18 protein-coding genes are annotated in these 23,270 nt (G+C 73.6%); 7 read left to right on the top strand and 11 right to left on the bottom strand.

Features of this window, described 5'->3' with window-relative positions:
• Positions 1 to 17: 17 nt before the first annotated feature.
• Complete coding sequence (locus ACZ619_RS06905) at positions 18 to 974, bottom strand: ornithine cyclodeaminase family protein (protein WP_469595070.1); 957 nt, start codon at positions 972 to 974, stop codon at positions 18 to 20.
• On the bottom strand, positions 971 to 1,729 hold the full coding sequence (locus ACZ619_RS06900) for an IclR family transcriptional regulator (RefSeq protein ID WP_469595068.1): 759 nt from the start codon (positions 1,727 to 1,729) through the stop codon (positions 971 to 973). Before ACZ619_RS06900 ends, ACZ619_RS06905 begins: the two co-directional genes overlap by 4 nt.
• Before the next feature lie 170 nt (positions 1,730 to 1,899).
• On the opposite strand from ACZ619_RS06900, the gene ACZ619_RS06895 reads away from it, so the two are divergent.
• Together ACZ619_RS06895 and ACZ619_RS06890 are read left to right on the top strand one after the other, a co-directional pair.
• Positions 1,900 to 3,213, top strand: a complete 1,314-nt coding sequence (locus tag ACZ619_RS06895; protein ID WP_469595065.1) for an amidohydrolase family protein — start codon at positions 1,900 to 1,902, stop codon at positions 3,211 to 3,213.
• Complete coding sequence (locus ACZ619_RS06890; protein ID WP_469595064.1) at positions 3,210 to 4,298, top strand: dipeptidase; 1,089 nt, start codon at positions 3,210 to 3,212, stop codon at positions 4,296 to 4,298. Before ACZ619_RS06895 ends, ACZ619_RS06890 begins: the two co-directional genes overlap by 4 nt.
• Before the next feature lie 91 nt (positions 4,299 to 4,389).
• Here the strand turns inward: ACZ619_RS06890 and ACZ619_RS06885 are convergent, their stop codons facing one another.
• From ACZ619_RS06885 to ACZ619_RS06855, 7 genes are all read right to left on the bottom strand, one after another.
• Positions 4,390 to 4,821 (bottom strand): universal stress protein, encoded by a 432-nt coding sequence (locus tag ACZ619_RS06885; RefSeq protein ID WP_469595061.1) that lies wholly within the window; start codon positions 4,819 to 4,821, stop codon positions 4,390 to 4,392.
• A gap of 195 nt (positions 4,822 to 5,016) precedes the next feature.
• The gene (locus ACZ619_RS06880; RefSeq protein WP_469595058.1) at positions 5,017 to 5,892 is read right to left on the bottom strand and encodes a phosphogluconate dehydrogenase C-terminal domain-containing protein; all 876 of its coding nucleotides are present in this window, start codon (positions 5,890 to 5,892) and stop codon (positions 5,017 to 5,019) included.
• Positions 5,892 to 6,692, bottom strand: coding sequence for a sugar phosphate isomerase/epimerase family protein (locus tag ACZ619_RS06875; protein WP_469595055.1), 801 nt, complete (start codon positions 6,690 to 6,692; stop codon positions 5,892 to 5,894). Before ACZ619_RS06875 ends, ACZ619_RS06880 begins: the two co-directional genes overlap by 1 nt.
• Positions 6,692 to 7,465, bottom strand: a complete 774-nt coding sequence (locus ACZ619_RS06870) for a triose-phosphate isomerase (RefSeq protein WP_469595053.1) — start codon at positions 7,463 to 7,465, stop codon at positions 6,692 to 6,694. Before ACZ619_RS06870 ends, ACZ619_RS06875 begins: the two co-directional genes overlap by 1 nt.
• Positions 7,465 to 7,944 (bottom strand): ribose-5-phosphate isomerase, encoded by a 480-nt coding sequence (locus ACZ619_RS06865; protein ID WP_469595051.1) that lies wholly within the window; start codon positions 7,942 to 7,944, stop codon positions 7,465 to 7,467. Before ACZ619_RS06865 ends, ACZ619_RS06870 begins: the two co-directional genes overlap by 1 nt.
• Before the next feature lie 118 nt (positions 7,945 to 8,062).
• On the bottom strand, positions 8,063 to 9,802 hold the full coding sequence (locus ACZ619_RS06860) for a dihydroxyacetone kinase family protein (RefSeq protein ID WP_469595049.1): 1,740 nt from the start codon (positions 9,800 to 9,802) through the stop codon (positions 8,063 to 8,065).
• Positions 9,799 to 11,166, bottom strand: a complete 1,368-nt coding sequence (locus ACZ619_RS06855; protein ID WP_469595047.1) for an MFS transporter — start codon at positions 11,164 to 11,166, stop codon at positions 9,799 to 9,801. The genes ACZ619_RS06860 and ACZ619_RS06855 overlap by 4 nt, the downstream gene beginning before the upstream one ends.
• A gap of 235 nt (positions 11,167 to 11,401) precedes the next feature.
• Between ACZ619_RS06855 and ACZ619_RS06850 the strand changes: the two genes are divergently transcribed.
• Complete coding sequence (locus ACZ619_RS06850) at positions 11,402 to 12,163, top strand: FadR/GntR family transcriptional regulator (protein ID WP_469595046.1); 762 nt, start codon at positions 11,402 to 11,404, stop codon at positions 12,161 to 12,163.
• Between the two features lie 326 nt (positions 12,164 to 12,489).
• Here the strand turns inward: ACZ619_RS06850 and ACZ619_RS06845 are convergent, their stop codons facing one another.
• Positions 12,490 to 13,686, bottom strand: a complete 1,197-nt coding sequence (locus ACZ619_RS06845; RefSeq protein WP_469595044.1) for an MFS transporter — start codon at positions 13,684 to 13,686, stop codon at positions 12,490 to 12,492.
• 107 nt (positions 13,687 to 13,793) lie between these two features.
• Between ACZ619_RS06845 and ACZ619_RS06840 the strand changes: the two genes are divergently transcribed.
• On the top strand, positions 13,794 to 14,453 hold the full coding sequence (locus tag ACZ619_RS06840) for a TetR/AcrR family transcriptional regulator (RefSeq protein ID WP_469595041.1): 660 nt from the start codon (positions 13,794 to 13,796) through the stop codon (positions 14,451 to 14,453).
• 42 nt (positions 14,454 to 14,495) lie between these two features.
• Here ACZ619_RS06840 and ACZ619_RS06835 read toward each other — a convergent pair whose 3' ends face one another.
• A complete protein-coding gene (locus ACZ619_RS06835) occupies positions 14,496 to 15,851 on the bottom strand; it encodes an RICIN domain-containing protein (protein WP_469595283.1) in 1,356 nt (451 codons plus the stop codon).
• A 488-nt stretch (positions 15,852 to 16,339) separates the two neighbouring features.
• Here ACZ619_RS06835 and ACZ619_RS06830 point away from each other — a divergent pair, with 488 nt between their 5' ends.
• The 3 genes from ACZ619_RS06830 (at position 16,340) to ACZ619_RS06820 (ending at position 23,264) form a co-directional block, all read left to right on the top strand.
• Positions 16,340 to 16,924 carry a hypothetical protein gene (locus ACZ619_RS06830; protein ID WP_469595039.1) on the top strand — a complete coding sequence of 195 codons (585 nt, stop codon included), beginning with the start codon at positions 16,340 to 16,342 and terminating at the stop codon, positions 16,922 to 16,924.
• 221 nt (positions 16,925 to 17,145) lie between these two features.
• Positions 17,146 to 19,740, top strand: coding sequence for a glycoside hydrolase family 127 protein (locus ACZ619_RS06825; RefSeq protein WP_469595037.1), 2,595 nt, complete (start codon positions 17,146 to 17,148; stop codon positions 19,738 to 19,740).
• A gap of 104 nt (positions 19,741 to 19,844) precedes the next feature.
• Positions 19,845 to 23,264, top strand: coding sequence for a glycosyl hydrolase (locus tag ACZ619_RS06820; protein ID WP_469595035.1), 3,420 nt, complete (start codon positions 19,845 to 19,847; stop codon positions 23,262 to 23,264).
• The last annotated feature ends 6 nt before the right edge of the window (positions 23,265 to 23,270 follow it).

Below are 23,270 nucleotides of genomic sequence, written 5' to 3'. Positions count from 1 at the left end.
GCGGCGCCGTCCCCCGGTCACAGGTCCACGCACACCCCCCACCCCCTGGCCCGTGCCACGTCATGGGCCACCCGGACCGCCGCGACGTCCAGGGCGGCGTGCCCGGTGGACTTGAAGACGGTGAGGCTCCCGGTGTCGCCGCCGCGTCCGGGATGCTCGCCGGCGAGGACGGAGCCGAGGAGGGTGACCGGCCGGCCGGGGGAGAGGCCCTGGAGTTCGTGGGCGCCCGCGGGCGGCGGGGACGCGGCCGCGCCCGCCCACTCGGCGAACAGGACCGCGTCCCGGACCGTGTCCGCATCGAGCTCGGGCCCGTGGGAGCCGCCGACCGAGGAGACATGCACCCCGGGGGAGAGCCACTCCCGGCGGATCACGGGAGCGGTGGCCCCGGTGCAGCAGAACACCACGTCGGCCCGGCGTACGGCGGCCTCGATGGCGGTGGCCACCCGCGCACCGGGACACAGCGCGGCCGCCTCGCCGGCCCGCACCGGGTCACGGCCGGCCACGGTCACCTCGGCCCCGGGCCGGACGGCGGCGAGCAGCGCCAGCTGCGCCCGGGCCTGGGCCCCTGTGCCGACCACCGCCACCCGGCCGAGACCGGGACGGGCCGCCAGCGCCAGCGCGCCGTGCGTGGCCGACGCCGCCGTGCGGACCGCGGTCAGCGACTCGGCGTCCACCAGGGCGAGCGGCCGTCCGTCGTGCTCGTCGAAGAGCGCCACCAGCCCCCGGTGGAAGCTGCGTCCGGGATGCCCGGGGTCGGCGGTGACGGTCACCAGCTTGGCGGCCGGCCCGAACCCGGGGACGTAACCGGGCATCGCGCCCAGCAGGCCGGACGGGGTGAGCGCGGCGATGCGCGGCGGTACGCAGACCTCGTCACGGGCCACGGCGACCAGGGCCCGGGCCACCGCGTCGAGGACCGCGGCCGGTTCCAGCGCGGCGGCCGTCTGCAGACGGTCCAGCACCAGCACGCCGCTCACCGGCCCGCCGCCGTGCCGGTGGTGAGCGCCCGCACCAGCTCGTCGGCGGCCGCCCGCAACTCCCGCTCCAGGAGCGCCAGTCGCGGCCCGTCGAACTCGGCGTCCGGTCCCACGACCGTCAGCGCGCACACCGGCGCACCCGCGACGGGCACCACGGCCCGGCTCACGGAGGCGACCAGCTTGTCGTTGCGGCCGTGCTCCACGGCGACACCGGTCCGCTCCACCTCGGCCAGCTCCCGTGCCACATCGGCGTCGTCCTCGGGCAGCCTGCCCAGCCACCGCTTCCTCGCCTCCGGTTCGAGCGCGGCCACCAGGACCAGCGGCCCGGCGAACCGCCGTACCGGCAGCAGTTCGCCCCGCAAGTGGCTGATCATGGCGAGCCGTTCGGGCCGGACCACGTCGACCACCCGGGCGCCGCCCTCCTCCAGCACCTGGAGGTTGACCATCATCGAGGTCGCCGCCGACAGCCGGTCCAGGACCGGACGGGCCAGCGCGGTCAGGGAGTTGCCCGCGGCCGACGCGGACATCCGCAGCACCGCGGCGCCGGGCAGATAGCGGTCACCGGCACGCAGCACCCAGCCCCGCCGGACCAGGTCCAGCAGGATGCGGTAGGCGGTCGCGCGGTGCAGGCCGACCTCGGCGGCCAGTTCGGTGAGCCGCACCGGGTGCGGCGCGCGCGAGACGGCCTCGACCAGGTCGAGGGCCTTGTCCACGGCCGACCGGGGCGGTGCTCCGGCGGGAGGTGCGTCGGGCATGCGGCGGCTCTTCTCTCTCGGCCCGGCGCGCGCTGTCCGGTCCGGGCCCTTGCGGTGGTCCGCCGGCTGCCGGGTACAGTGGCCTGCGTTCTCGCCACACGATACAGCTGTTACGTACACCGTAACAACGCCCGTCATGGCGATCAGAGTTCCGCGGACCGAAGGTGACCATGACCGACCTGCCCCCCGGCGCCCCGACACCCTGGGCCGCACCGCCCGCCGGAACCGTCACCGTCTACCGCGGCGCCACCCTCTTCGACGGCACCGGCGGCCCGCTCCGGCCGAACACCACGATCGTCACCGACGGCGCCCGCCTGGTCGCCGTCACCGGCGACGGCGACCCGCTGCCCCCGCCCGCCGCCGACGCCCCGCGCGTCGACCTCGACGGCCGCTTCGTCGTCCCCGGCCTGATCGACACCCACCAGCACCTGGCCACCCCGCCCGACCGGCCGGTCGCCGAGGCGGTGCTCCGGCGCCTGGTGTACGGCGGGGTCACCGCCGTCCGTGACATGGCCGACGACCTGCGCCACGTCGGCGACCTCGCCCGGGCCACCCTGGTCGGCGAGATCCCCGGCCCCGACATCCGCTACGCCGCCCTCATGGCCGGGCCCACCTTCTTCGACGACCCCCGCACCCACGAGGTCTCCCGGGGCGCCGTACCCGGCGCCGTCCCCTGGATGCAGGCCGTCACCCCCGGCACCGACCTGCCGATCGCCGTCGCCCTGGCCCGCGGCACCCACGCCGCCGCCGTCAAGGTCTACGCCGACCTGGACGCCGCGACCGTCGCCGCCGTCACCGCCGAGGCCCACCGCCAGGGCATCGCCGTCTGGGCGCACGCCGCCGTCTTCCCCGCCGCCCCCGGCGAGGTGGTCGCCGCGGGCGTGGACAGCGTCTCCCACGTCACCCTGCTCGCCTTCGAGAACCCCACCGCACCGCTGAGCAGCTACAAGACCAAGCCGCCCGTCGACCACGACCGCTTCACCGCCGGCGACGCCCCGGAACTGGAGGCACTCTTCGCCGAGATGCGCCGCCGCGGCACCGTCCTCGACGCCACCGCCTCCATGTGGACCAGCGACGAACTCCGCGGCGACACCCCCGAGTCCGCCGAACGGGCCGCCCGCAACGCCGAGTTCGCCGCCGCCGTCACCGCCCAGGCGTACCGCGCAGGGGTGGACGTCAGCACCGGCACCGACCACGAGACCGACCCCGGCGACCCGTTCCCCGCGCTCCACGGCGAACTCGCCTTCCTCGTACGGCGCTGCGGCATCCCCGCCGCCGACGTGCTGCGCTCGGCCACCCTGGTCGGCGCCCGGGCCGCCGGTACCGAGGCGGACATGGGCAGCGTCGAACCGGGCAAGCTCGCCAACTTCGCCGTCCTGGAGGAGAACCCGCTCCACGACATCGCGCACCTGCGCTCCATCGTGTTCACCGTCAGACGCGGACACCGTTTCGACCGCGCCGACTTCGAGAAGGACCCGCAGTGACCGACCCCGCCGACCGCCCGGTGATCGTCAACGCCCTGGGGCAGCTCGACAACCCCAACGCCCCCGCCGCGCTCGCCGCCGCCACCCAGCTCAACCCCGCCAGCGGCCAGCTCGCCGTGGACGCCCGCGCGCTCGCCGACGCCCACGCCAGCGGCCTGACCGCCGTCAACATCACCCTCGGCTACACGATGGGCGACCTGCCGCCGTACGAGCACACCCTCGACGAGATCGCGGTCTGGGACCGGATCATCGGCGAGCACCCCGCCGACCTCCTCAAGGTCCGCACCACCGCCGACATCCGCCGGGCCCACCGGGAGCGGCGGATCGGGGTCGTCTACGGCTTCCAGAACGCCGTCGCCGTCGGCACGGACCCCGACCTCGTGGACAGCCGTGTCGCCGGCTTCGCCGCGGCGGGCGTCCGCGTCGTCCAGCTCACCTACAACCAGGCCAACCACCTCGGCGACGGCTCCATGGCCGCCGCCAACCGCGCTCTGACCCCCTTCGGCCGCCGGGTCGTCGAGGCCCTCAACGACCACCGCCTGATGGTCGACCTCTCCCACAGCGGCGAGCGCACCTGCCTGGACGCGGCCCGTCACTCCCGGCAGCCCGTCTCCGTCAACCACACCGGCTGCCGCGCCCTGGCCGACCTGCCCCGCAACAAGACCGACGAGGAACTGCGCCTGGTCGCCGACCGGGGCGGGTTCGTCGGCATCTACTTCATGCCGTTCCTCAGCCCCACCGGGCACGCGAGCGCGGCCGACGTCGTCGACCACATCGTCCACGCGGTCGACGTCTGCGGCGAGGACCACGTCGGCATCGGCACCGACGGCACCGTCACCGCCGTCGACGACCTCGACGCCTACCGCACCGCCCTCGCCGAACACGTCGCCGCCCGGCAGGCGGCCGGCGTCGGCGCGGCCGGCGAACGCGCCGACACCTACCCCTTCGTCGTGGACCTGCGCGGCGTCGACCAGTTCCGCGACCTGGTCCGGCTCCTGGAGAAGCGCGGCTACCGCCGCGAACGCATCGAGAAGATCCTCGGCCGCAACTTCCTCGACTACGCCGACCGCGTCTGGACCGCCTGACGACGGCCGCCGCGCCGGGGCGCCTGCGGACGCGCAACACCCCGGGCCCGCCGCGGACGGCGATCCGCGGCGGGCCCGGGGTGCGTCGTGGTCAGGCCTGCTCGGCGTCGGCCGGGGCCAGCAGGACCGCGGCGCGGGCCCGGTGGGCGACCGCGTCGCTGACCCGCGGGTCGAACAGCGCCTCGATGCCGCCCCGGTGATGCGGGCTCAGCACGATCAGGTCGGCGCCGAACTCCTCGGCGGTGTCGCAGACGGCGCCCGCGACCTGGGTGGTGAGCCCCCGCAGGAGGGTGCCCTCGGCCTTGACGCCCTGGCCGCGCAGGGCCGCCAGCGCCGCGTCGAGCACGGCCCTCGCGTCGGCGTCGTCCTCCAGCGGGACCACCGTCGCGACGGAGGCGGCGGAGGCGACGACGTGCACGACGCGGACCTCTGCGTCGGTCAGCCGCGCCAGCTCGCCGGCCAGCCGTACGGCGGCGACACGGGCGGGGCTGGGATCCACGGCGACCAGGATGCGCTGAAACACGGACACTCTTCTTCCCCTTCTTCCGGGGTACGGACGTTCCACTCGGTGGTCAGGGACGCCGGGTTGCGGCGTGACGGATCGGCGCGTCCGGCGCCGAACGAGTTCTTCCGGACCCCACACGGTGATCATCCCACCGGCCGCCCGCCGGACGGAGGGCGGGTCGGTGTAACGCTCACCGAATTCTCGGGGGACGGTTCAGCGCTTGATCTCCTTGATCTTCAGCATGCGCGTGATGACCTTGTCCAGCTCGGCGTCGTCGAAGACCTTCTTCCAGTCGTCGCGGACGATCGACTCACGGCCGTAGTCCATGGCGATCAGGCAGGCGTCCGAGAACGGGTTGGAGCCCTTGAGGGTGTTGGCGAGGGCGACCTGGGTGTGGCCGAGCAGCATCGCGCGGGCGGCCTTCTCCGGCACGCCGACGGTGTGCACGGTCTCGTGCAGCGCCTCGGTCAGCAGGGCACCGACCATGCAGGCGATGGTCTCGACGAGGGTCGGCTCCAGCACGGCCAGCTGCTTGACGGTCACCCAGTGGACGTCGACGACCGGCGCGTACATCACGCGGATCACGGACTCCGCCAGGTCCTGCCTGGCCTGGTCGCCGCCCTCGTACGCGGCGACGACCTCCTGCGGGGCGGCGATGCCGCCGAAGGTGTCCTGCCACTCCTCCTTGGTGGTGCGCTCCAGGAACACCGACGGGTGGCAGGGGTGGGCGCACGCGTAGTGGACGTCCTCGCGGGCGAAGAGCAGCCCGGCGTAGGCGGCGGCCGGGTCCAGGGTGAGGACCACCGCGCCCGGCTTCATCAGCGGGACGAGTTCCTCGGAGACCTTGCCGAGCACGACGTCCGGGACGGCCAGGATCACCACGTCGGCCTCGGCGGCCGCGGCGGCGGACTCGGTCAGCTCGCGGCCCAGACCGCGGACCAGCTCCTGGCCCTTGGGGGAGGCCTCGCTGAACAGCACGCGGAAGTCGCTCTTGACCAGGTTGTTGGAGACTCGCTGGCCCATCTTGCCGGCGGCCCCGATCACGGCGACGGTGCTGACGTCGACCTGGGTCTGGATCTCGGTGGCCATTACTCGCTCCTCAGAAGGGTGTCGATGCTGTGCTGCGTCCACTGGTGTTCGAGCCGGGCGGTGGCCTCGAAGCCCTCGTCCTGCCACGGGAGCCAGTGCTCCACGATCTGGTTGATGCCGCGCTCCCCGGGCCGTACGGCGGCGATCATGCCCGCGTGGTCGAGGAGGCCCTCGCCGAGCGGGCAGCCCGCGTAGGTGAAGCCGACCCAGCCGTCCCGGCGGGTGAAGGCGAAGTCCTTGACGTGGATGTTGACCACGTACGGGGCGGTCGCCGCCACCACGTCCACCGGGCGTTCCAGCCGGGCCACGCTGTTGCCGGGGTCGAGCACGACCCCGAGCCGCTCGCTGTCCACGCCGCGCACGACGGTCAGCAGGTCGTCGGTGGAGACCTGCTCGTAGGTCTCCAGGCCCAGCGTCACCCCCGCGTCGGCGTACGACGGCACGCTCTCCTTCAGCAGGGCGGTCGCCTCGGCCGGGTCCGGCCGGTGGCCGGCCGTGTTCAGCATGGACCGCACCAGGGTGACGTCCAGCTGCCGGGCCAGCTCCAGGTAGGCGAGCAGATGCGCGGTGCCCACGCCCCGGGTGCCGAGCTCCAGGGTCAGGCCCAGGTCGCGGGCGGTGGCGCGGACGTCGGCCAGCTGCGCCCGGTCGTAGGACTCGATCGCCGGGTAGTCGCAGATCTGGAAGACCCGGCCGCCGAGTTCCGCGGTGTCCCGCAGCATCTCGGTCAGCGCCATCGGCCGCGGCGCGCGCTCCGAGATCCGCCAGAAGTACGCGTAGGTGCTGATGCCGTAGGCCATCACGCCACCCCCGCCGGGGTGCGGATCTCGTCGAGGATCGCCGCGACGTTCGCCGGGTCGTGCGCGAACCGGCCCAGGAACAGCCCGTCGACCGCGCCCGACAGACGGGTCAGCAGGCCGGGGCCGGCGCTGCCGCCGTAGATCACCGCCGAGTCGGGGTGCTGCGGGCGGGTGTCCAGCCAGGCGCGCAGCGCCGCGCAGACGGTCGTGATGTGCTCGGCGGAGGCGGGTTCCGGCGCGCCGATGGCCCACTGCGGCTCGTAGGCGAGGACCACCGGGCCGCAGAGGTTCTGCAGCAGCCGGTCCGCCTCGGCGACCGTGCGCTCGGCGGCCTGCGCCGGGGTGCCCCGGTTGAGTTCGCCCACGCACAGGACGGGGGTGAGCCCGTTGCGCAGCGCGGCGGCCGTCTTGGCGGCCACGACCGTGTCGCCCTCGCCGTACAGCCGGCGCCGTTCGGCGTGACCGACCTCGGCGTAACGGCAGCCGATCTCCTTCAGGACCGGGCCGCCGACCTCGCCGGTGTACGGCCCGGTGTCCTCGGCGGCCAGGTCCTGGGCGCCGACGGCGATGCCGTACGGCGTGAGGATCCCGGCCGCCGGGACCAGCGCGGGGTAGGCCGGCAGCACGAACAGCCGGGCGGCGCCGGAGACGACCGCCGGGTGCCGGTCGGCCAGGTCGGCGATCCTGCGGGCCCAGTTGAGGGTCTCGTGGTGGCCGAAGTACATCTTCAGGCTCACCCCCAGCAGCACGGGCCGTGAGGCGGGGACGGACATCAGGCCGCCGCCTCGCCGTCGGCGTTCTCGTAGTCGCTCATCAGCTGCACCTTGGCCGCGGAGGCCGAGCTCTCGTCGAAGCGGTAGGTGAGCCACTCGGCGGCGAGCCGGCGGGCCAGCTCCAGGCCGATGACGCGCTGCCCGAAGGTCAGGATCTGGGCGTTGTTGGAGAGGACGGCGCGCTCGACGGAGAACGAGTCGTGGGCGGTGACGGCGCGGACGCCCTTCACCTTGTTGGCGGCGATCGCCACACCGAGCCCGGTTCCGCACACCAGCAGCGCGCGGTCGGCCTCGCCCCGGGCGACCATCTCGGCGGCCGCGATGGCCACCTTCGGGTAGGCGGTGTGCCCGTCGGAGTCGACACCCACGTCGGTGACCTCGGCGACCAGGCCGCTGCCCTGGAGGTCCAGCTTGAGCGCTTCCTTGTACTGGTAGCCGGCGTCGTCGGAGCCGACGACGATACGGAGCTTGTCGGTCATGTGTCTTTCCTCGGTGCAGGTAGGTGCAGGTAGGTGCAGGTAGGTGCAGGTAGGTGCAGGTAGGTGCGGGGCGGTGCGGGGCGGTGCTGGTCGGTGCGGGTGCGCCGGTCAGTGCCGGTCAGTGCCGGTCGGTCAGGACGCCGTGGACGGCGCGGGTGATGAGGGCGAGGGAGTGCGCGCCCGCGTCGGGGGTGCCGAGGGACTTCTCGGCGTGCGGCCGGGCCCGGCCCTTGCGGGGGAGGAGTCCGGCGGTGGAGGCGGCGGCCGCCTCGGCGGTGCCGGCGGCCTGTCCCCAGGCGTCGGCGAGCGGGGCGCCGGCGGCCGTCGCGGCGGCGAGGGCGGCGGCGAACGGGACGAGGACGTCGACCATGGTCTTGTCGCCGACCTCGGCGCCGCCGAGCCGGACCACCCCGTCCTTGGCACGTGTCACCCCGCCGGAGACGACGGCCGCGGCCGGCTTCTCCCGGTCCCCGATCGTGGTGCCGAGGGCGCGCAGGATGCTGCCCCACAGGGCGCCGGAGGTGCCGCCCGCCTTGTCGGCCCAGGCGTCGCCGGCCCGGGTGAGGACCGTGCCGGCGCCCGCGCCCAGGGCATGGGCGTCGGCCGCGGCCAGGCGGGCGGCGGTGGAGCCGCGCTGCATGCCGATGCCGTGGTCGCCGTCACCGGCGACCGCGTCGATCCGGCCCAGCTCCTCGACGTGCGCGTCGACCGTGTCGGCGACGGCGTCCAGGGCCCTGAGCACCACGGCGGCCACCTCGCGGGAGGCGTCGGAGGCCGCCGGGATCAGGAGGTCGTCCTGGTCGTCGTGCTGCTGGAGGGCGGTGTCCGGCCCGGCCTGCTCCGGCGCGTCGAGCGCGCCCTTGCGGAACGCGGGCGCGTCGGCCGGGGCCTGCCACAGCGCCGCCAGCTCCTCGTCCAGCCAGGTCAGGGTCAGGGAGACGCCCGCCATGTCGAAGCTGGTGACCAGCTCGCCGACCTCCGGGTCGACGATCTCCACCCCGGCCTCGCCGAGGAGTTCGGCGACCTTGCGGTAGACGACGAACAGTTCCTCGTACTTGACCGAGCCGAGCCCGTTCAGGATCACCGCGGCGCGCTGCCCGGCCGGCGCGTCGACCCCGCCGGGGAGTTCGCGCAGCAGGCTCGTCACCAGCAGCCGGGCGGCCTCGTCGGCGGTGGGCAGCGGCTCCTCGCCGATGCCGGGCTCGCCGTGGATGCCGAGTCCGACCGCCATCCGGGCCTCCGGCACGGTGAACAGCGGGTGGTCGGCGCCCGGCAGGGTGCAGCCGGAGAAGGCGATGCCGAAGGACCGGGTGCGGTCGTTGGCCCGGGCGGCGACGGCGGCGACCTCGTCCAGGGTGAGCCCGCGCTCGGCGGCCACGGCCGCCGCCTTGAAGACCGGGAGGTCCCCGGCGATCCCGCGGCGCTTGGCGGTCTCGGCCGGGCTCGCGCTGGAGATGTCGTCGGTGACCGCGAAGGTGCGGGTCTCGACGCCCTCGGCGGTGAGCCGCTCGGCGGCCTGGCCGAAGTGCAGGACGTCACCGGCGTAGTTGCCGTACATCAGCAGCACACCGGCCCCGGCGTGGGCGGCGCGGGCCACGTTGCGGATCTGCCGGGCGGACGGGGAGGCGAAGACGTTGCCGACGGCGGCGCCGTGCGCGAGTCCCCGGCCGACCAGTCCGGAGAACGCCGGGTAGTGGCCCGAGCCGCCGCCGATCACCACGGCCACCTCGCCGCGCGGGGTGCCGGCGGCCCGTACGACGCCACCGGTGACCGGACGCACCCAGCGTCGGTGGGCGGCGGCGAAGCCTTCCAGGGCCTCGTCGGCGAAGGCGGCGGGGTCGTTGAACAGGCGGGTCATCGAAGGGCCTCCATGGGCTGGTGCTCGGTTCCGGGGGCCGGTTCGGCGGTGCGGTCGCGGGCGGCGAGCCAGAACATCAGCGCGGCCGACAGCAGCATGAAGAACCCGACGAGGTAGAGCGGGGCGTAGTAGCCGCCGGTCCAGTCCTTGAGCCAGCCGGTGATGTAGCCGGCCGCGAAACCGGCGATGTTCCCGGCGGTGTTGATGAGGGCGATGCCGGCCGCGGCGGCGGCTCCGGTCAGGAACCGGGAGGGCACCGACCAGAAGACGGGCAGGGCGGCGAAGATCGAGCAGGCGGTGACGGTGATCACGGCGACCGTCGCCGCGGGCGAGCCCATGTAGAGCGCGAGCGGGATGCTGATCCCGCCGACGATCGCGGGGGCGGCGATGTGCCAGGTGCGGGTGCCGTTGCGGGTGGCGTGCCGGGTCCAGAAGAAGAGCACGACGGCGGCGGGCAGGTACGGGATCGCCGTGATCCAGGCCTTGTCCATCACGCTGAACGTGGTGTGGTACTGGTCCTGGAAGCCGTTGATGATCGTCGGGAGGAAGAACGCCAGCGCGTACAGGCCGTAGACGAAGCCGAAGTAGACCAGCGCCAGCAACCAGACCCGGCCGTTGACGAAGGCGGCCTTGAGGTCCGCCCGGGTGTGCCGGTCCTCGTGGCCGGTCTTGCCCGCGTTCTCCGCGGCGAGTTCGGCCGTCAGCCACTCCCGCTCGGAGGCGGTCAGCCACTTGGCGTCGGCGGGCTTGTCGATCAGGTAGAACCAGGCGATGACGCCCAGCGCGATCGCGGGCAGCGACACGAACAGGAACATCACCCGCCAGCCCTCCAGCCCGAACAGGCCGTGGCGGCCGATGAGCCAGCCCGCCAGCGGGGCGCCGAAGACGGTGGTGAGGGGCTGGGCCAGGTAGAACAGGCCCAGGATCTTGGTGCGGTGGCGCGAGGGCACCCACTGGCTCAGGTAGAGGATGGCGCCGGGGAAGAACCCGGCCTCGGCGACGCCGAGCAGGAAGCGCAGGCCGTAGAGCTGGTCGCTGCTGCTCACCCAGGTGAACAGGAGGGAGACGATGCCCCAGGTCACCATGATCCGGGCCAGCCAGCGGCGGGCGCCGAAGCGGTGCAGGGCCATGTTGCTGGGCACTTCCAGCACGATGTAGCCGAGGAAGAAGATCCCGGACGCGAAGCCGAACTGGGCCGCCGTCAGGCCCAGATCCGACCCCATCCCGTTGGGTTCGGCGAAGGACACGGCCGTACGGTCCAGATAGTTCACGAAGAACATCAGTGCCACGAACGGTACGAGGCGGACTGAGACCTTCTTGATGGCAGTTCTCTCTACTGCCATGGCAGGCGCGTCGGCACCCATGGGCGACTCCTCGGCTCGCCCGGACAACTCCGTCCGGGGTGGGTCACACCGGCGGCCGCGACAGGACGCTGCCGACCGGTTCTCCTTCACGCTATGCCTCCACCCCAAATTGGTCACCAATTTACCAGTGTGGCGACCGTCACGGATTCGACCGCTTCCCGACTCTTGACAATTCGGACCCTCGGGGCGCATGAAGTGCCTGGTCAGTCGGGTGCCGACGGCATCTGGTTGACTGGTGACCGTGACCAGTCAGCCTGATCAGCAGCCCTCCGACGGCGCTCCCGACCTCGCGCAGCTCCTGCGTCCCGTGGTGCGCGAGTCCTCCGTCAGCGAGGTCGCCAAGCGGCTCCTCGACCACCTGTCGGCGGGCGACATCCGCCCCGGCACCCGGCTGCCGGCCGAACGGCAGCTGGCCGAGGCGCTCGGCGTGGCGCGGTCCAGCGTGCGCGGCGCGCTGTCGGCCCTGGACGTCCTCGGCATCATCGAGATCCGCCCCGGCTCCGGCTCGTACGTGCGGGCCGGCACCTCGGAGTTCCTGCCCCGGGCGATCAACTGGGGCCTCATGCTCGGACAGCGCCGCACCCAGGACCTGGTGGAGGTCCGCACCTACCTGGAGGGCGTCTCCGCGCGGCTGGCCGCGGAGCGGGCCACCGACCACGACGTGGCGCTGCTGGAGGGGCACCTCCAGCACATGCGCGACGCGGGCGGGGACGTGAAGGCGTTCATCGACGCGGACATCGCCTTCCACCTGGAGTGCGCGCGCATCGCCCGCAACTCCGTGCTGAGCGACATCCTGCACAGCATCCGGGCGCTGCTCCAGGTGTGGATGGAACGGGTCAGCGACATCGAGGGCACGGTCAGCGGCACCCTCTGCGAGCACGACGCGGTCCTCAAGGCCGTCCGGGGCCGCGACCCCGCCGCGGCCGACGCGGCCATGGCCGAACACATGCGCATGGCCAGCGCCCGGCTGCGGGCCTCGGTGGACGGGGAGCACTGAGCGCCGGGCAGGGAGCCCTGAGCTGCGGTTGGCGCCCCGCCCCGCCCCACCCGGCGGCCGCCGCTCGCCGGGCCGGCTCTTCCGCGGCGGCCGCGGCGTGCCCTTCCTGCGGTGACCCGTCCGGCGGCGCCCGCGTCACGCGCCGCTCCCGCTCGCGGGCCGGACCCCGGTGACGGCCGCCGCCCCCGTGTACGGCCGGGCGTCCGTGTACGGCCGGGCGTCCGCGAGGGCTGTGAGCGAGGCCTTCCACCGGGCCCCGGGGCCTGCCCCGGGCATGCGTCCGGCCGGCCGAGGGCGTCGCGCGTCCCCGGGCCGACCGGTGTACGTCACCCGCGGACGGGCTCCGTGTCCCGCACCTCCTTGGGCGAACGGGCGGCGGGCGTGGCGAACGCGGCGGCCACCACCAGGGCGAGCACCAGGATCAGCGCCTGCCGCAGCCCGAAGTGCTCGCCGAGGTAACCGAGCGAGGGCGGGCCGACCAGGAAGGCGACGTAGCCGACGGTCGCGGCCAGCGCGACGCGGGCGGCGGAGTCCTCGCCGGAGTCGCCGGCCGCGGAGAGCGCGACGGGGAACCCGAGCGACGCCCCGAGACCCCACAGGACGGCCGCGGCGGCCGCGACCGCCTGGTTGTCCACGAAGATCACCAGGGCCAGTCCGGCAGCCCCGACCAGCGCGCTCCCGCACAGCGCCGCGGCCCGCCCGAACCGGTCCACGAACCGCCCGCCGACGAACCGCCCGAGGGTCATCGCGGCGGCGAACACGGCGTACACGGCCGACCCCAGCGCCGCGTCGAAGCCGTGCCCGTCCACCATCACCAGCGGCAGCCAGTCGTTCGCGGTGCCCTCGGCCATGGCGAGGGCGAGGATGACGCAGCCGATCAGCAGCAGCGCGGGGTCCTTCCACACCGCGGTGCGCGCAGCCCCCGGCTCGCGGCTCGCGGCGGCGGTCCGGCGGCCCACCTCGGCGGGGACGTTCCGGATGACCAGCGCCAGCGCGGCCAGCACCACGGCGGCGACCACGGCCAGATGGACGACGACGGGGAAGCCGACCGCCGTCAGGCACATCCCGACGACCGCGCCGAGAACGGTGCCGAGGCTGAAGAAGCCGTGCATGGCGGGCAGCGTCGAGCGGCCCAGCAGCCGCTCCACCTCCGCGCCCTCGACGTTGAGCGCCACCTCGCCGCCGCCCATGCCCAGCCCGAACAGGCCCAGGCCCACCGCGACCGCCGGTCCCGAACCGGTGGCGGCCCCGGCGCCGACGACCACGGCACCGGCCGCGATGACCGACGTACCGGCGAGGACGACGAGCCGGGCACCCCAGCGGGCCACCAGCCCGCCCGAGAACAGGATGCCGATCATCGAGCCGACCGACAGCCCGAAGAGGATCAGGCCCATCTGCGCCGTGGAGGCGCCGAGCAGGTCGCGTACGTCCGGGGTGCGGGTCACCCAGGAGGAGATCGTCAGGCCGGGGGCGAAGAACAGGACGAATACGGCGGTACGGCGCCGGGCGAGGTCGGCGGTCATGGGCGGTGGCTCCAGAGGTGTTCCGTGCAAAAGTCTGTACGACCGTACACACTCACCTGTACATCTGTACACACTCCGCGGCGGTCAACCCATGGCACATTGAGGGCGTGAGCGGCACACGACGCGAGATCCCGAACGATCCCGGACGCAAGGAGCGCATTCTGGATGCGGCCCTCGACGTGATCGCGCAGGGCGGTGTGCACAGAACCACCCACCGGAAGATCGCGGCGCACGCGGAGGTCCCGCTCGGCTCCCTGACGTACTACTTCGACGGCATGTCGGACCTGCTGGCCCAGGCCTTCGCGCGGCTGTCGGACACCATGTCCGAGCTCTACCGGCGGACCCTCCAGTCCGCCGCCTCCACGGCCGACGCCGAGGCCGCCGTCGTGGAGCTGATCTGCGGTCCGGCCTACGCCACGGACCGCGACATGACGCTCATCTTCGAGATGTACGCCTACGCCAACCACGACGAGGCGGTCTCCGTCACCACCCGCACCTGGCTCGAACGCAGCCGGGACAGTCTCGCCCTGCACTTCACGCCCGGCGTGTCGCGCGCGCTCGACGCGCTGATCGAGGGCTGGCCGATGCACCGCGCCTTCGCCCACGCACCGCTGGACCGCCAGCTCGTCACCCAGACCGTGCACGCGATCGTCGCCGCCGGACCGACTCTCTCCATGGACATGGACATGGACATGGGCAGGGACAGGGACGGGCATGGGCATGGGGATGCGGGCAGGGTCGGGCACGGGGACGGGGACGGCGCCTGAACCGGCCGGGGCGGCGGTCGCGACGCCCCGGCCGGCGGGCCGTCACTGGCCCGGCGTCAGGATGTAGCCGTTCAGGGTGCCCACCGAGCTGAGCGCGGTCGGCGACCCGGTGTCGTAGCGGTCCACGGCCACGTAGTTGGGCTTCTTCCGGGCGGCCGGCGTGCAGAAGTTCTGCGCGCGGTTGAGGAGTTTGCCGTTGTCCGTGGCGGCGGTGGAGGCGATCGGGTAGTCCCGGAAGTGGTTCATCACGAACAGCGGGTGGAACGCGGACGAGTCCGTGGTGAGCGGCCTGCCGGTGCCCCACCGGCTGTAGCAGGACCAGTCGGAGTCGCCCAGACCGGCGCCCATGGACCAGTAGTTCTCCACCGTCCACTCGCGCTGGTACATCACACCGAACGTGTCCCGCGCGGCCCAGCCGGCGGCGGTGTCGCTCGCCCGGGTCCGGTCGCTGAAGACCAGCAACTGCTTGCCGCGCGCGGCGAGATCGGCCATGGTCGGCCAGCCCTTGGTGGCCACGCCCTCCTGGTCGGGCCGGTACAGCACGTCGGACAGTCCGCTGACGGCGGCCAGCGAGGACTTCAGCACGTCGGAGGAGGCGTAGTCCTCCAGGAACACCGTCGCGAACTGGCCCGGGTCGGCCTTCAGGAAGTCCACGATCCGCTGGAGGTCGGTGGCGAGCGGGACCGGGCTGCTGACGCCGTCGCAGCTGTTGTGGCAGAGCACGGCCTGGCCGGAGACGGTGTAGTCGTCGAGCATGAACCCGCGCACCCCGTCCGAGAGCTGGCGGCTGATGCCGTAGTTCTGGTTCGGGAACAGACTGACCGGGAACGAGGCGAAGTTGCCGTCGGAGCTGTTGGCGAAGGCGTTGTGGGCGGTCAGGAACGTGACCTGGTCGAGGGTGCGGGTGTCGGCGGAGGGCATCGCCGTGGTGGCGTAGGAGACCGGGGTCAGATACCAGCGGGCGAGATCGCCCGACGAACCGAGCTGGACGGTGCCGCTGTCCGACGAGGAGCCGGTCAGGTACTGCGAGGTGCCGGGCGCGGTGACCGTGTAGGTGCTGTCGGCCCCGGCGGTGACCGTCCAGACGGTGCCGTCCGCACCGCAGGCGGCGGTGACCGCGGCGGTGCCGCTGCGCCCCAGGCAGGTGCCGGACTCGTCGGCGTTCTGGAGCTGGTAACCGCCGCTGACCGCGACGGCGGTCCACTGCTGGTGGTCCTCGTTGCCCTTGGGGTTGTGCGCGGCGACGGTACCGCCGCTGTCGGCCGCGTTGAGGCCGGTGACGTAGTTCTGGAGGTAGACCGAAAAGGTCGGGACCGCGGCCGAGGCGGTGCCCGGGAGCAGGACGGGCGCCGACAGGGCCAGTGCGGCGGAACAGCACAGGACGCGCAGGGTGCGCAGACGCACGGGAAATCCCTTCGCTGTGACGGGAGGTGCCGATGGTGACAGAGCCATGACATACCCGCCGGGAGGTGCACGGCGCCAGTCGTCCGGCCTGAATTACACATCACACAAAGGGATGTGACGTGCCGTCAGTGAATGACGGAACGGGCGCGCCGATCCGCCCGCCGCCCGCTCTCCCCGTCCTGGCCTGCGAGGACCTGCCTTTCGCGTGCCGGGACCGGCCACCGGCAACCGGGCGGGCCCGTGACGTCCGCGGGGCCGCTCGACGGGCGCCCACCGGCACGGCACCGGCCCCACCCGCCGCGATGCCCGCGTTGCGGCAGCCGGAGTCCGCGGTGCGGGCGGTCACCGGCCGCGTGCGCGAGGCGGCCTCCGGCCGCGGGCGATCCGGGGTGCGGCCGGCGTCGCGGTGGGTGGTGTCAGTGGGGGTTGTTAGCGTCCGGGGCAGGGGGTTCGGGGGAAGCCCGGAGGGCTCGGAGGGGTGTATGTCGGAGTCGGTCACGGCCGGTGCGGCGGTGGTGATCGCGCAGGGGCGTCTGCGGGAGTGGCTGCGGGCGCCGGCCGTGCGGGCGTCCGCGTGGTCGGCGGGGGAGTGGGCCGGCATGTACGGGGCCGGCGGTGGTGCGGGGCGTCGGGCCGGGCTGGCCGACGCCGTTCGGGTGTGCGACGAGTGGATCGACGGTGACCACGGCCGGTCGCTGCTCGCGCTGGACGACGGGGACGGCGGGCTGACGCTCGGGTACGACGCGGCCGGCGGCTCCCTCACCGTCGACCTCGACGCCCGTGTCGACTTCCGGCTCCCCGGCACGGTCTGGGCGTTCACCCTGCTGCGCGGCCTCGCCGACCACATGGCCGACGACGACCACGGGATCGTCACGGTCACCACCGACTGGGACACGGACCTCGCGTCGCTGTACCTCGCTCCGCACCGGTCGTCGTTCCTCGACCCGGTCCGGGACGGGGCCGTTCGGTCGAGGGCCAAGGACATGGAGTTCGAGGTCCGCTGCGCGGTGTCGGCCCTGACCGGCGAGGAGAGCGCGGCCGAGGTCATCCGGCGCATCATGAATTGAACGTTTCAATTTCCCGAGCGCAAAGTGCCCGGTGTCATCAACTCCGTCCGTGCGTGCGTCGGATCGTCGAAATCTACTGTCTCACCTGCTAGTTCATGCTCGCAGTAGAAAGCGCTTCGATCAACACCTGTGAAAAGTCTTGACGCTTGCGGTGTCCCGCCTTAGCGTCGGCGCCTGCATCGTAAAACGATTCAATTTCCCGCCGAAGGGAGTTCCGTACGTTGCCCGCACCTCGCGACACCTCCGGCCCGTCCCGCCGCCGGCTCCTGGCCACCGCCTCGGCCGCGGCAGCCGTCACCACCGTCGGATCCGCCACGCTCGGCTCCGCGACGACCGCCCACGCGGCCGGCACCGACACCGGTTCCGACGCCCACCCCGGCGCTCACGCCGGCTCCGCGCCCGCCCTCGCCGCCTTCGACCTCGCGGACGTCCGGCTCCTGGAGAGCCCCTTCCTCGCGAACATGCGCCGCACCTGCGCCTACCTGCTCTTCGTGGACCTCGACCGGCTGCTGCACACCTTCCGCCTCACCGTCGGCCTGCCGTCCGGCGCCGAGCCCTGCGGCGGCTGGGAGGCCCCCACCGTCCAGCTGCGCGGCCACACCACCGGCCACCTGCTCAGCGCCCTCGCCCAGGCCCACGCGAGCACCGGCGACACCGCGTACGCGGACCGGGGCCGCATCCTCGTCGCCGCGCTCGCCGAGTGCCAACGCGCCGCCCCCGCGGCCGGGTTCACCCCCGGCTACCTCTCGGCCTTCCCCGAGTCGGTCTTCGACCAGCTGGAGGCGGGCGGCAAGCCCTGGGCGCCGTACTACACCCTGCACAAGATCATGGCCGGGCTGCTCGACAAGTACCGGCTCGGCGGGAACGGACAGGCCCTCGACGTCCTGCGGGAGATGGCCGCCTGGGCCGACGCGCGCACCGCGCCGCTCTCCTACGAGCGGATGCAGAACCTGCTCAAGGTCGAGTTCGGCGGCATGAACGACGTGCTCATGCGGCTGTACCTGGAGACCGGCGATCCGGCGCACCTGCGCACCGCCCGCCGCTTCGACCACGAGGACCTGTACGCGCCGCTCGCCGCCGGGCGCGACGAACTGGCCGGGCGGCACGCCAACACCGAGATAGCCAAGATCGTCGGAGCCGTGCCCTCCTACGAGGCCACCGGCGAGACGCGCTACCTGGACCTCGCGGACACCTTCTGGACGGCCGTCGTACGCCACCACTCGTACGCCATCGGCGGCAACTCCAACCAGGAGCTCTTCGGACCGCCCGACGAGATCGTCAGCAGGCTCTCCACGGTCACCTGCGAGAACTGCAACAGCTACAACATGCTCAAGCTCGGCCGCGGCCTCTTCCTGCACCGCCCCGACCGGTCCGCGTACATGGACCACTACGAGTGGACCCTCCTCAACCAGATGCTGGGGGAGCAGGACCCGGACTCCGCGCACGGGTTCGTCACCTACTACACCGGGCTGTGGGCCGGGTCCCGGCGCGAGCCGAAGGGCGGGCTCGGTTCCGCCCCCGGCAGCTACAGCGGCGACTACGACAACTTCTCCTGCGACCACGGCACCGGACTGGAGACGCACACCAAGTTCGCCGACTCCGTCTACTTCCGTGCCCGCGACCCGCGTTCGCCCGCCCTCTACGTCAACCTCTTCATCCCCTCCGAAGTCCGCTGGAGGCAACAGGGGGTGACGCTCCGGCAGGAGACCCGGTATCCGGACGAGGGGCGCTCACGCCTGACCGTCACCTCCGGCGAGGGGCGCTTCGCGCTGCACCTCAGGATCCCCGGCTGGGTCGCCGACACCGGCGGTGACGCCGTGCTGAAGGTCAACGGCCGAGCGGTCACCGCCCGCGTCCGGCCCGGCGCCTACACGGCCGTCGAGCGGACCTGGCGGACCGGTGACACGGTCGAACTCGCCCTGCCCAGGCGGCCCGTGTGGACCCCGGCCCCGGACAACCCGCAGGTGACAACGGTGTCCTACGGCCCGCTCCAGCTCGCCGGCGAGTACGGCGACACCGCGCTCGCCACGATCCCCGCCGTCGTGCCCGGGTCGCTGCGCCCGGTCGCCGGCACCGCCACCCGGTTCACCGCGCTCGCCGACGGCCTCCCCGTCACCCTGCGGCCGTTCCACGAGATCCAGCACCAGCGCTACAACGTCTACTGGGCGGTGTCCCCGCGCCGGAGCCGCGAACGGGACGTCGCCCACTACCCGTTGGACGAGGGCACCGGTGTCCCGGCCGACACCACCGGGCGGTTCGCCGACGCGGCCCTCGCCGGCGGGGCGGACTGGGCCGACGACGGCACCGGACCGGCCGTCCTGCTCGACGGCACCGGCGCTCATGTCGCCCTGCCACCGGGCCTGTTGAGCGGCCTGGACGAAGTGACGATCAGCGTACGGGTGCGGGTGGACGCCCTCGCCGCCTCGGCCCGCGTCTTCGACTTCGGCTACCACAAGGACACCTATCTCTTCCTGGCCGCCACCACCGGAGCGGGCCGGGCCCGGGCCGCGCTGAAGATCATGGGCATGGAGCGCGAGGACTTCGTCGACGCCACCGGGCCGCTCCCGGTGGGCGGTTGGACGCATGTGGCGCTCACCCTGGGCGGCGGTACCGGTGTGCTCTACCTGGACGGCGCCGAGTCCGGCCGCAACTCCGCGATGGTCGCGAGCCCGCTGCTGCTCGGGGTGACCAACCGCTCCTACCTCGGCCGCTCGCAGAACACCACCCACCCGTATCTGAAGGGTGCCGTCCGCGACCTGCGTGTGCACAACCGCGCCCTCACGGCGGCCGAGGTGGCCCGTCTCGCCGCAGGCTGACCGGCCCCCGCCGAAGCCCGCCCCGCCCCCGCCCCCTCCCCCTTCTTCCGTCTTCCCCTTCTCGCCTGATCCCCCTTTTTCCTAGCACCCGCTGGAGCATCCGCATGCCCGAGCACACCCCCGAAGCGCCCCTGTCCAGACGCGGCTTCGTCGCCGCGGCCGGGGTCGGTACCGCCCTCGCGACCGGACTGACCGGCCTCGGCCTCGCCGTACCGCCGCCGGCGTCCGCCGCGCCCGGACACCCCGGCACCGCCCCCGCGGCCCCCACCGCCTTCACCACCCGCCGCTTCACCGACCCGCCCAAGGACAGCCGCCCCACCGTCTACTGGTACTGGAACGGCCCCGTCACCCCCGACCTGGTCGACCGGCAACTGGCCGACCTCAGGGACAAGGGGATGCACGAGGTGATCCTCTTCTCCTTCGACAACGACGCCATGCGGCCGGTCTTCTTCACCGAGGAATGGTTCGACATCGTCGAGCACGTGCTGCGCACGGCCGAGGCCACCGGCATGCGCGTCTGGCTCTTCAACGACGACCACTTCCCGAGCGGCCGGGCCGGCGAGTTCGTCGTCAAGGGCGGCACGGTCGGCAGCCGCACCTACGAACCCCGCCCCGACCTGCGGCTGAAGGCGCTGTGGCGGTCCACCACGGTCGTCGAGGGCCCGGCCCGCGCCGACCTGCGCCGCACCACCGGCGTGGGGGTGGAGGCCGGTCACCTGGTCGCCGACGCCGCCGTCCTGAACGGCGCCACCGTGCTGCGCGGCGGCGGCCAGTGGACCGATGTCACCGTCACCGCGAGCGCCAAGGCCGACCACACCGCCGCCGCACTGGTCGTGCGCGCCGCCGCCGACGGCCTCGACGGCTACGCGGTCACCTTCGACCAGACAGGCGTCGTCACCGTGCTGCGCCTGGCCCGGGACGAGAACCCCGTCGAACTGCTGCGCAGCACCCGCACCGACGGCTTCAACAAGACCAAGTACCACACGCTCGTCGTCACCCTGAGCGGCGCGTCCCTGACCGTCACCCTCGACGGCCGCGCCAAGGGCACGCTCACCGACGACGGGCGCCCGTCCGGCGGGGTCGGCGTGCGCGCGGTCGGCGACGAACGCGGCCTGTGGGACAGCCTCTCCGTCACCGCGCCCGACGGCACCACGCTCTACTCGACGACGTTCGACGACGCGGCCGGCGCGGGCGACTTCCCCGAGCGGGCGTCGCTCCCCGTCGAGGCCGTGGCCGCCGCCGCGCGCCCGGTGGGGGCCGCCGCCGCGGCCGACGTCGTCGACCTGACCGACCGGCTCACGGCCGACGGCGACTGGCAGGTCCCGGAAGGGCGCTGGCAGATCGACCTGTTCGGTGGCGTCCCGCTCGTCGACGACACCCAGGGCTACAGCCGCAGCTACGTCGACCTCCTCGACGACGAACCCGTGCGGCTCTTCCTCGACATCGTGCCCGGCGAGTACCACCGCCGCTTCCACCGCTGGTTCGGGACGGTGATCCCCGGCTTCTGGGACGACGAGCCCTTCTTCGCCTCCGCCGAGGCCCACTTCAAGCGGCTGCCCTGGTCGCCGACGCTCGACCGGGCGCTGCGGGACGTCGGCGTCGCGCCCGGCGCCGCCTACTCCAGCGCCTTCGACGACCTCGGCCGCACCGGCCGCGTCGCGCGCGGCCGTTACTGGCAGGCCGTCTCCAACCGGTTCGCCCGCTACTTCCGCGCCCAGGCCCAGTGGTGCGAGCAGCGGGGCGTCGCCCTCATCACCAACCCGCTCTACGACGAGACGGCCCCCGCCAAACGCATCCCCAGCACCGGCGACCTGCACAAGGTCAACCAGTGGGCCCAGGTGCCCGGCGGCGACATCATCACCGCCGAGTACGTGGCGGGCCAGCAGACCATGCTGCCCCGCAACCCGGTCTCGGTCGCCCACCAGATGGGCCGGGAACGGACCCTGATGGAGATGTTCGGCAACATGGGCTGGCAGGTCACCCCCGGCTTCGTGCACGCGACCGTCGGCGCCCAGGCCGCCCGCGGCGTCAACCTGACCGTCCTGCACGCCCTGTGGACCGACGAGACCGTCGTCTACTTCCCGCCGCCCTTCGGGCCCCGCGCCCCCTGGTGGTGGTCGATGCGCCCGCTGGCCGAGTGGATCGGCCGGGTCATGGAGGCGGGCCGCGGCACCTCCGCCGCCCGCACCGCGCTGCTCCAGCCGCAACGGGCCGCCGAGCAGTGGACCGGCACCGACCGGCAGGGCACCGTCGACGGCGCGCTCAGCGACGCCGCCTACGCGCTGGAGCGCGCCCAGGTCGACTTCGACCTCCTCCACGAGGGAGCCCTCACCGGCGACCCCGACCTGCTGGCCCACGCCCGGGTGCGCGGCGGGCGGCTCGCCGTCGGCGCGGCCGGCTACGACCTCGTCGTCCTGCCCGAGACACCGACCCTGGACACCGCGACCGTCCGCGCGCTGAACGCCTTCGTCCGGGCGGGCGGCACCGTGGTCGCGGTGGGCACCCTGCCCGCCGACGAGGCCGACACCGACGACCGCTCCCTGACCCGCGCCCTCGACGACCTCTTCCCCGGCACCGCCTCGGGCAACCGCGCCCTCGGCCGGGGCCGGGCCGTGCGCGTCGCCGACACCACGGGACTGGGCGCCGCCGCCCACGACGCCGGAGCCGCGGCGGCCGTCCTCGAACCCGCCCGGGACGCGATCCGCGTCCTGCGCGTCACCCGGGGCGACGACACCGCCTTCCTCCTCAACAACGAGAGCGGCAGCGCCGTGACGACCACCGCGGTACTGCCCGCCGACGGCGTCCCTGAGCTGTGGGACCCGGCGACCGGCGAGACCGGCCCGGCCCCCCTGTACCGCGCGGCCAGGCGGGGCCTGCTCGTGCCGCTGGCCTTCGCGCCGTACGAGACGCGGATCGTCGTCGTCCGCGCGCACGGCACGGAGCCGGCGCATCTCACGGACGCACCGGTCGACGTGCTCGCGGTCGAGCGGCACGGCCGCACGCTGCGCGCCACGGTCGAGGTGACCGAGCCCGGCAGCCACCCGGTCGGCGGCACCGACGGGAGCCGCGCCTACCGGGGCACGGTCCGCGTCGACGACCCGCTCACCCCGGTCCCGGTCACCGGCGACTGGACGCTGACCCTGGAACGGGACGGCGACACCCCCGTCACCGGACCGCTCGGCAGCTGGACGGCGTACGCCCCGCTCTTCTCCGGCAGCGGCACCCACACCAAGGACCTCGACGTCGACGGGGCCGCCCTGGACGGACGGCGCGTGCTGCTCGACCTCGGGGACGTGCGGGACGTGGCCCAGGTGACCGTCAACGGCACCGCGCTCGCCCCGCTGCTGTGGGCGCCCTTCGTCACCGACGTCACCGGCCTGCTGGTCCCCGGACGCAACCGCATCGCCGTACGCGTCGCCAACACCCTCTCCAACGAACGCAACAAGCCCCTGCCCTCCGGCCTGCTCGGCCCGGTCACCCTGCGCTTCAAGCGCCGCGTGACCGTCGCCCTCGACCGCGTCTGACGATCC

The organism is Streptomyces sp. NPDC104367, assembly GCF_055583825.1.
Note: the sequence above shows the minus strand (reverse complement) of the source record. Positions and strands in the feature narration are given on the sequence as shown.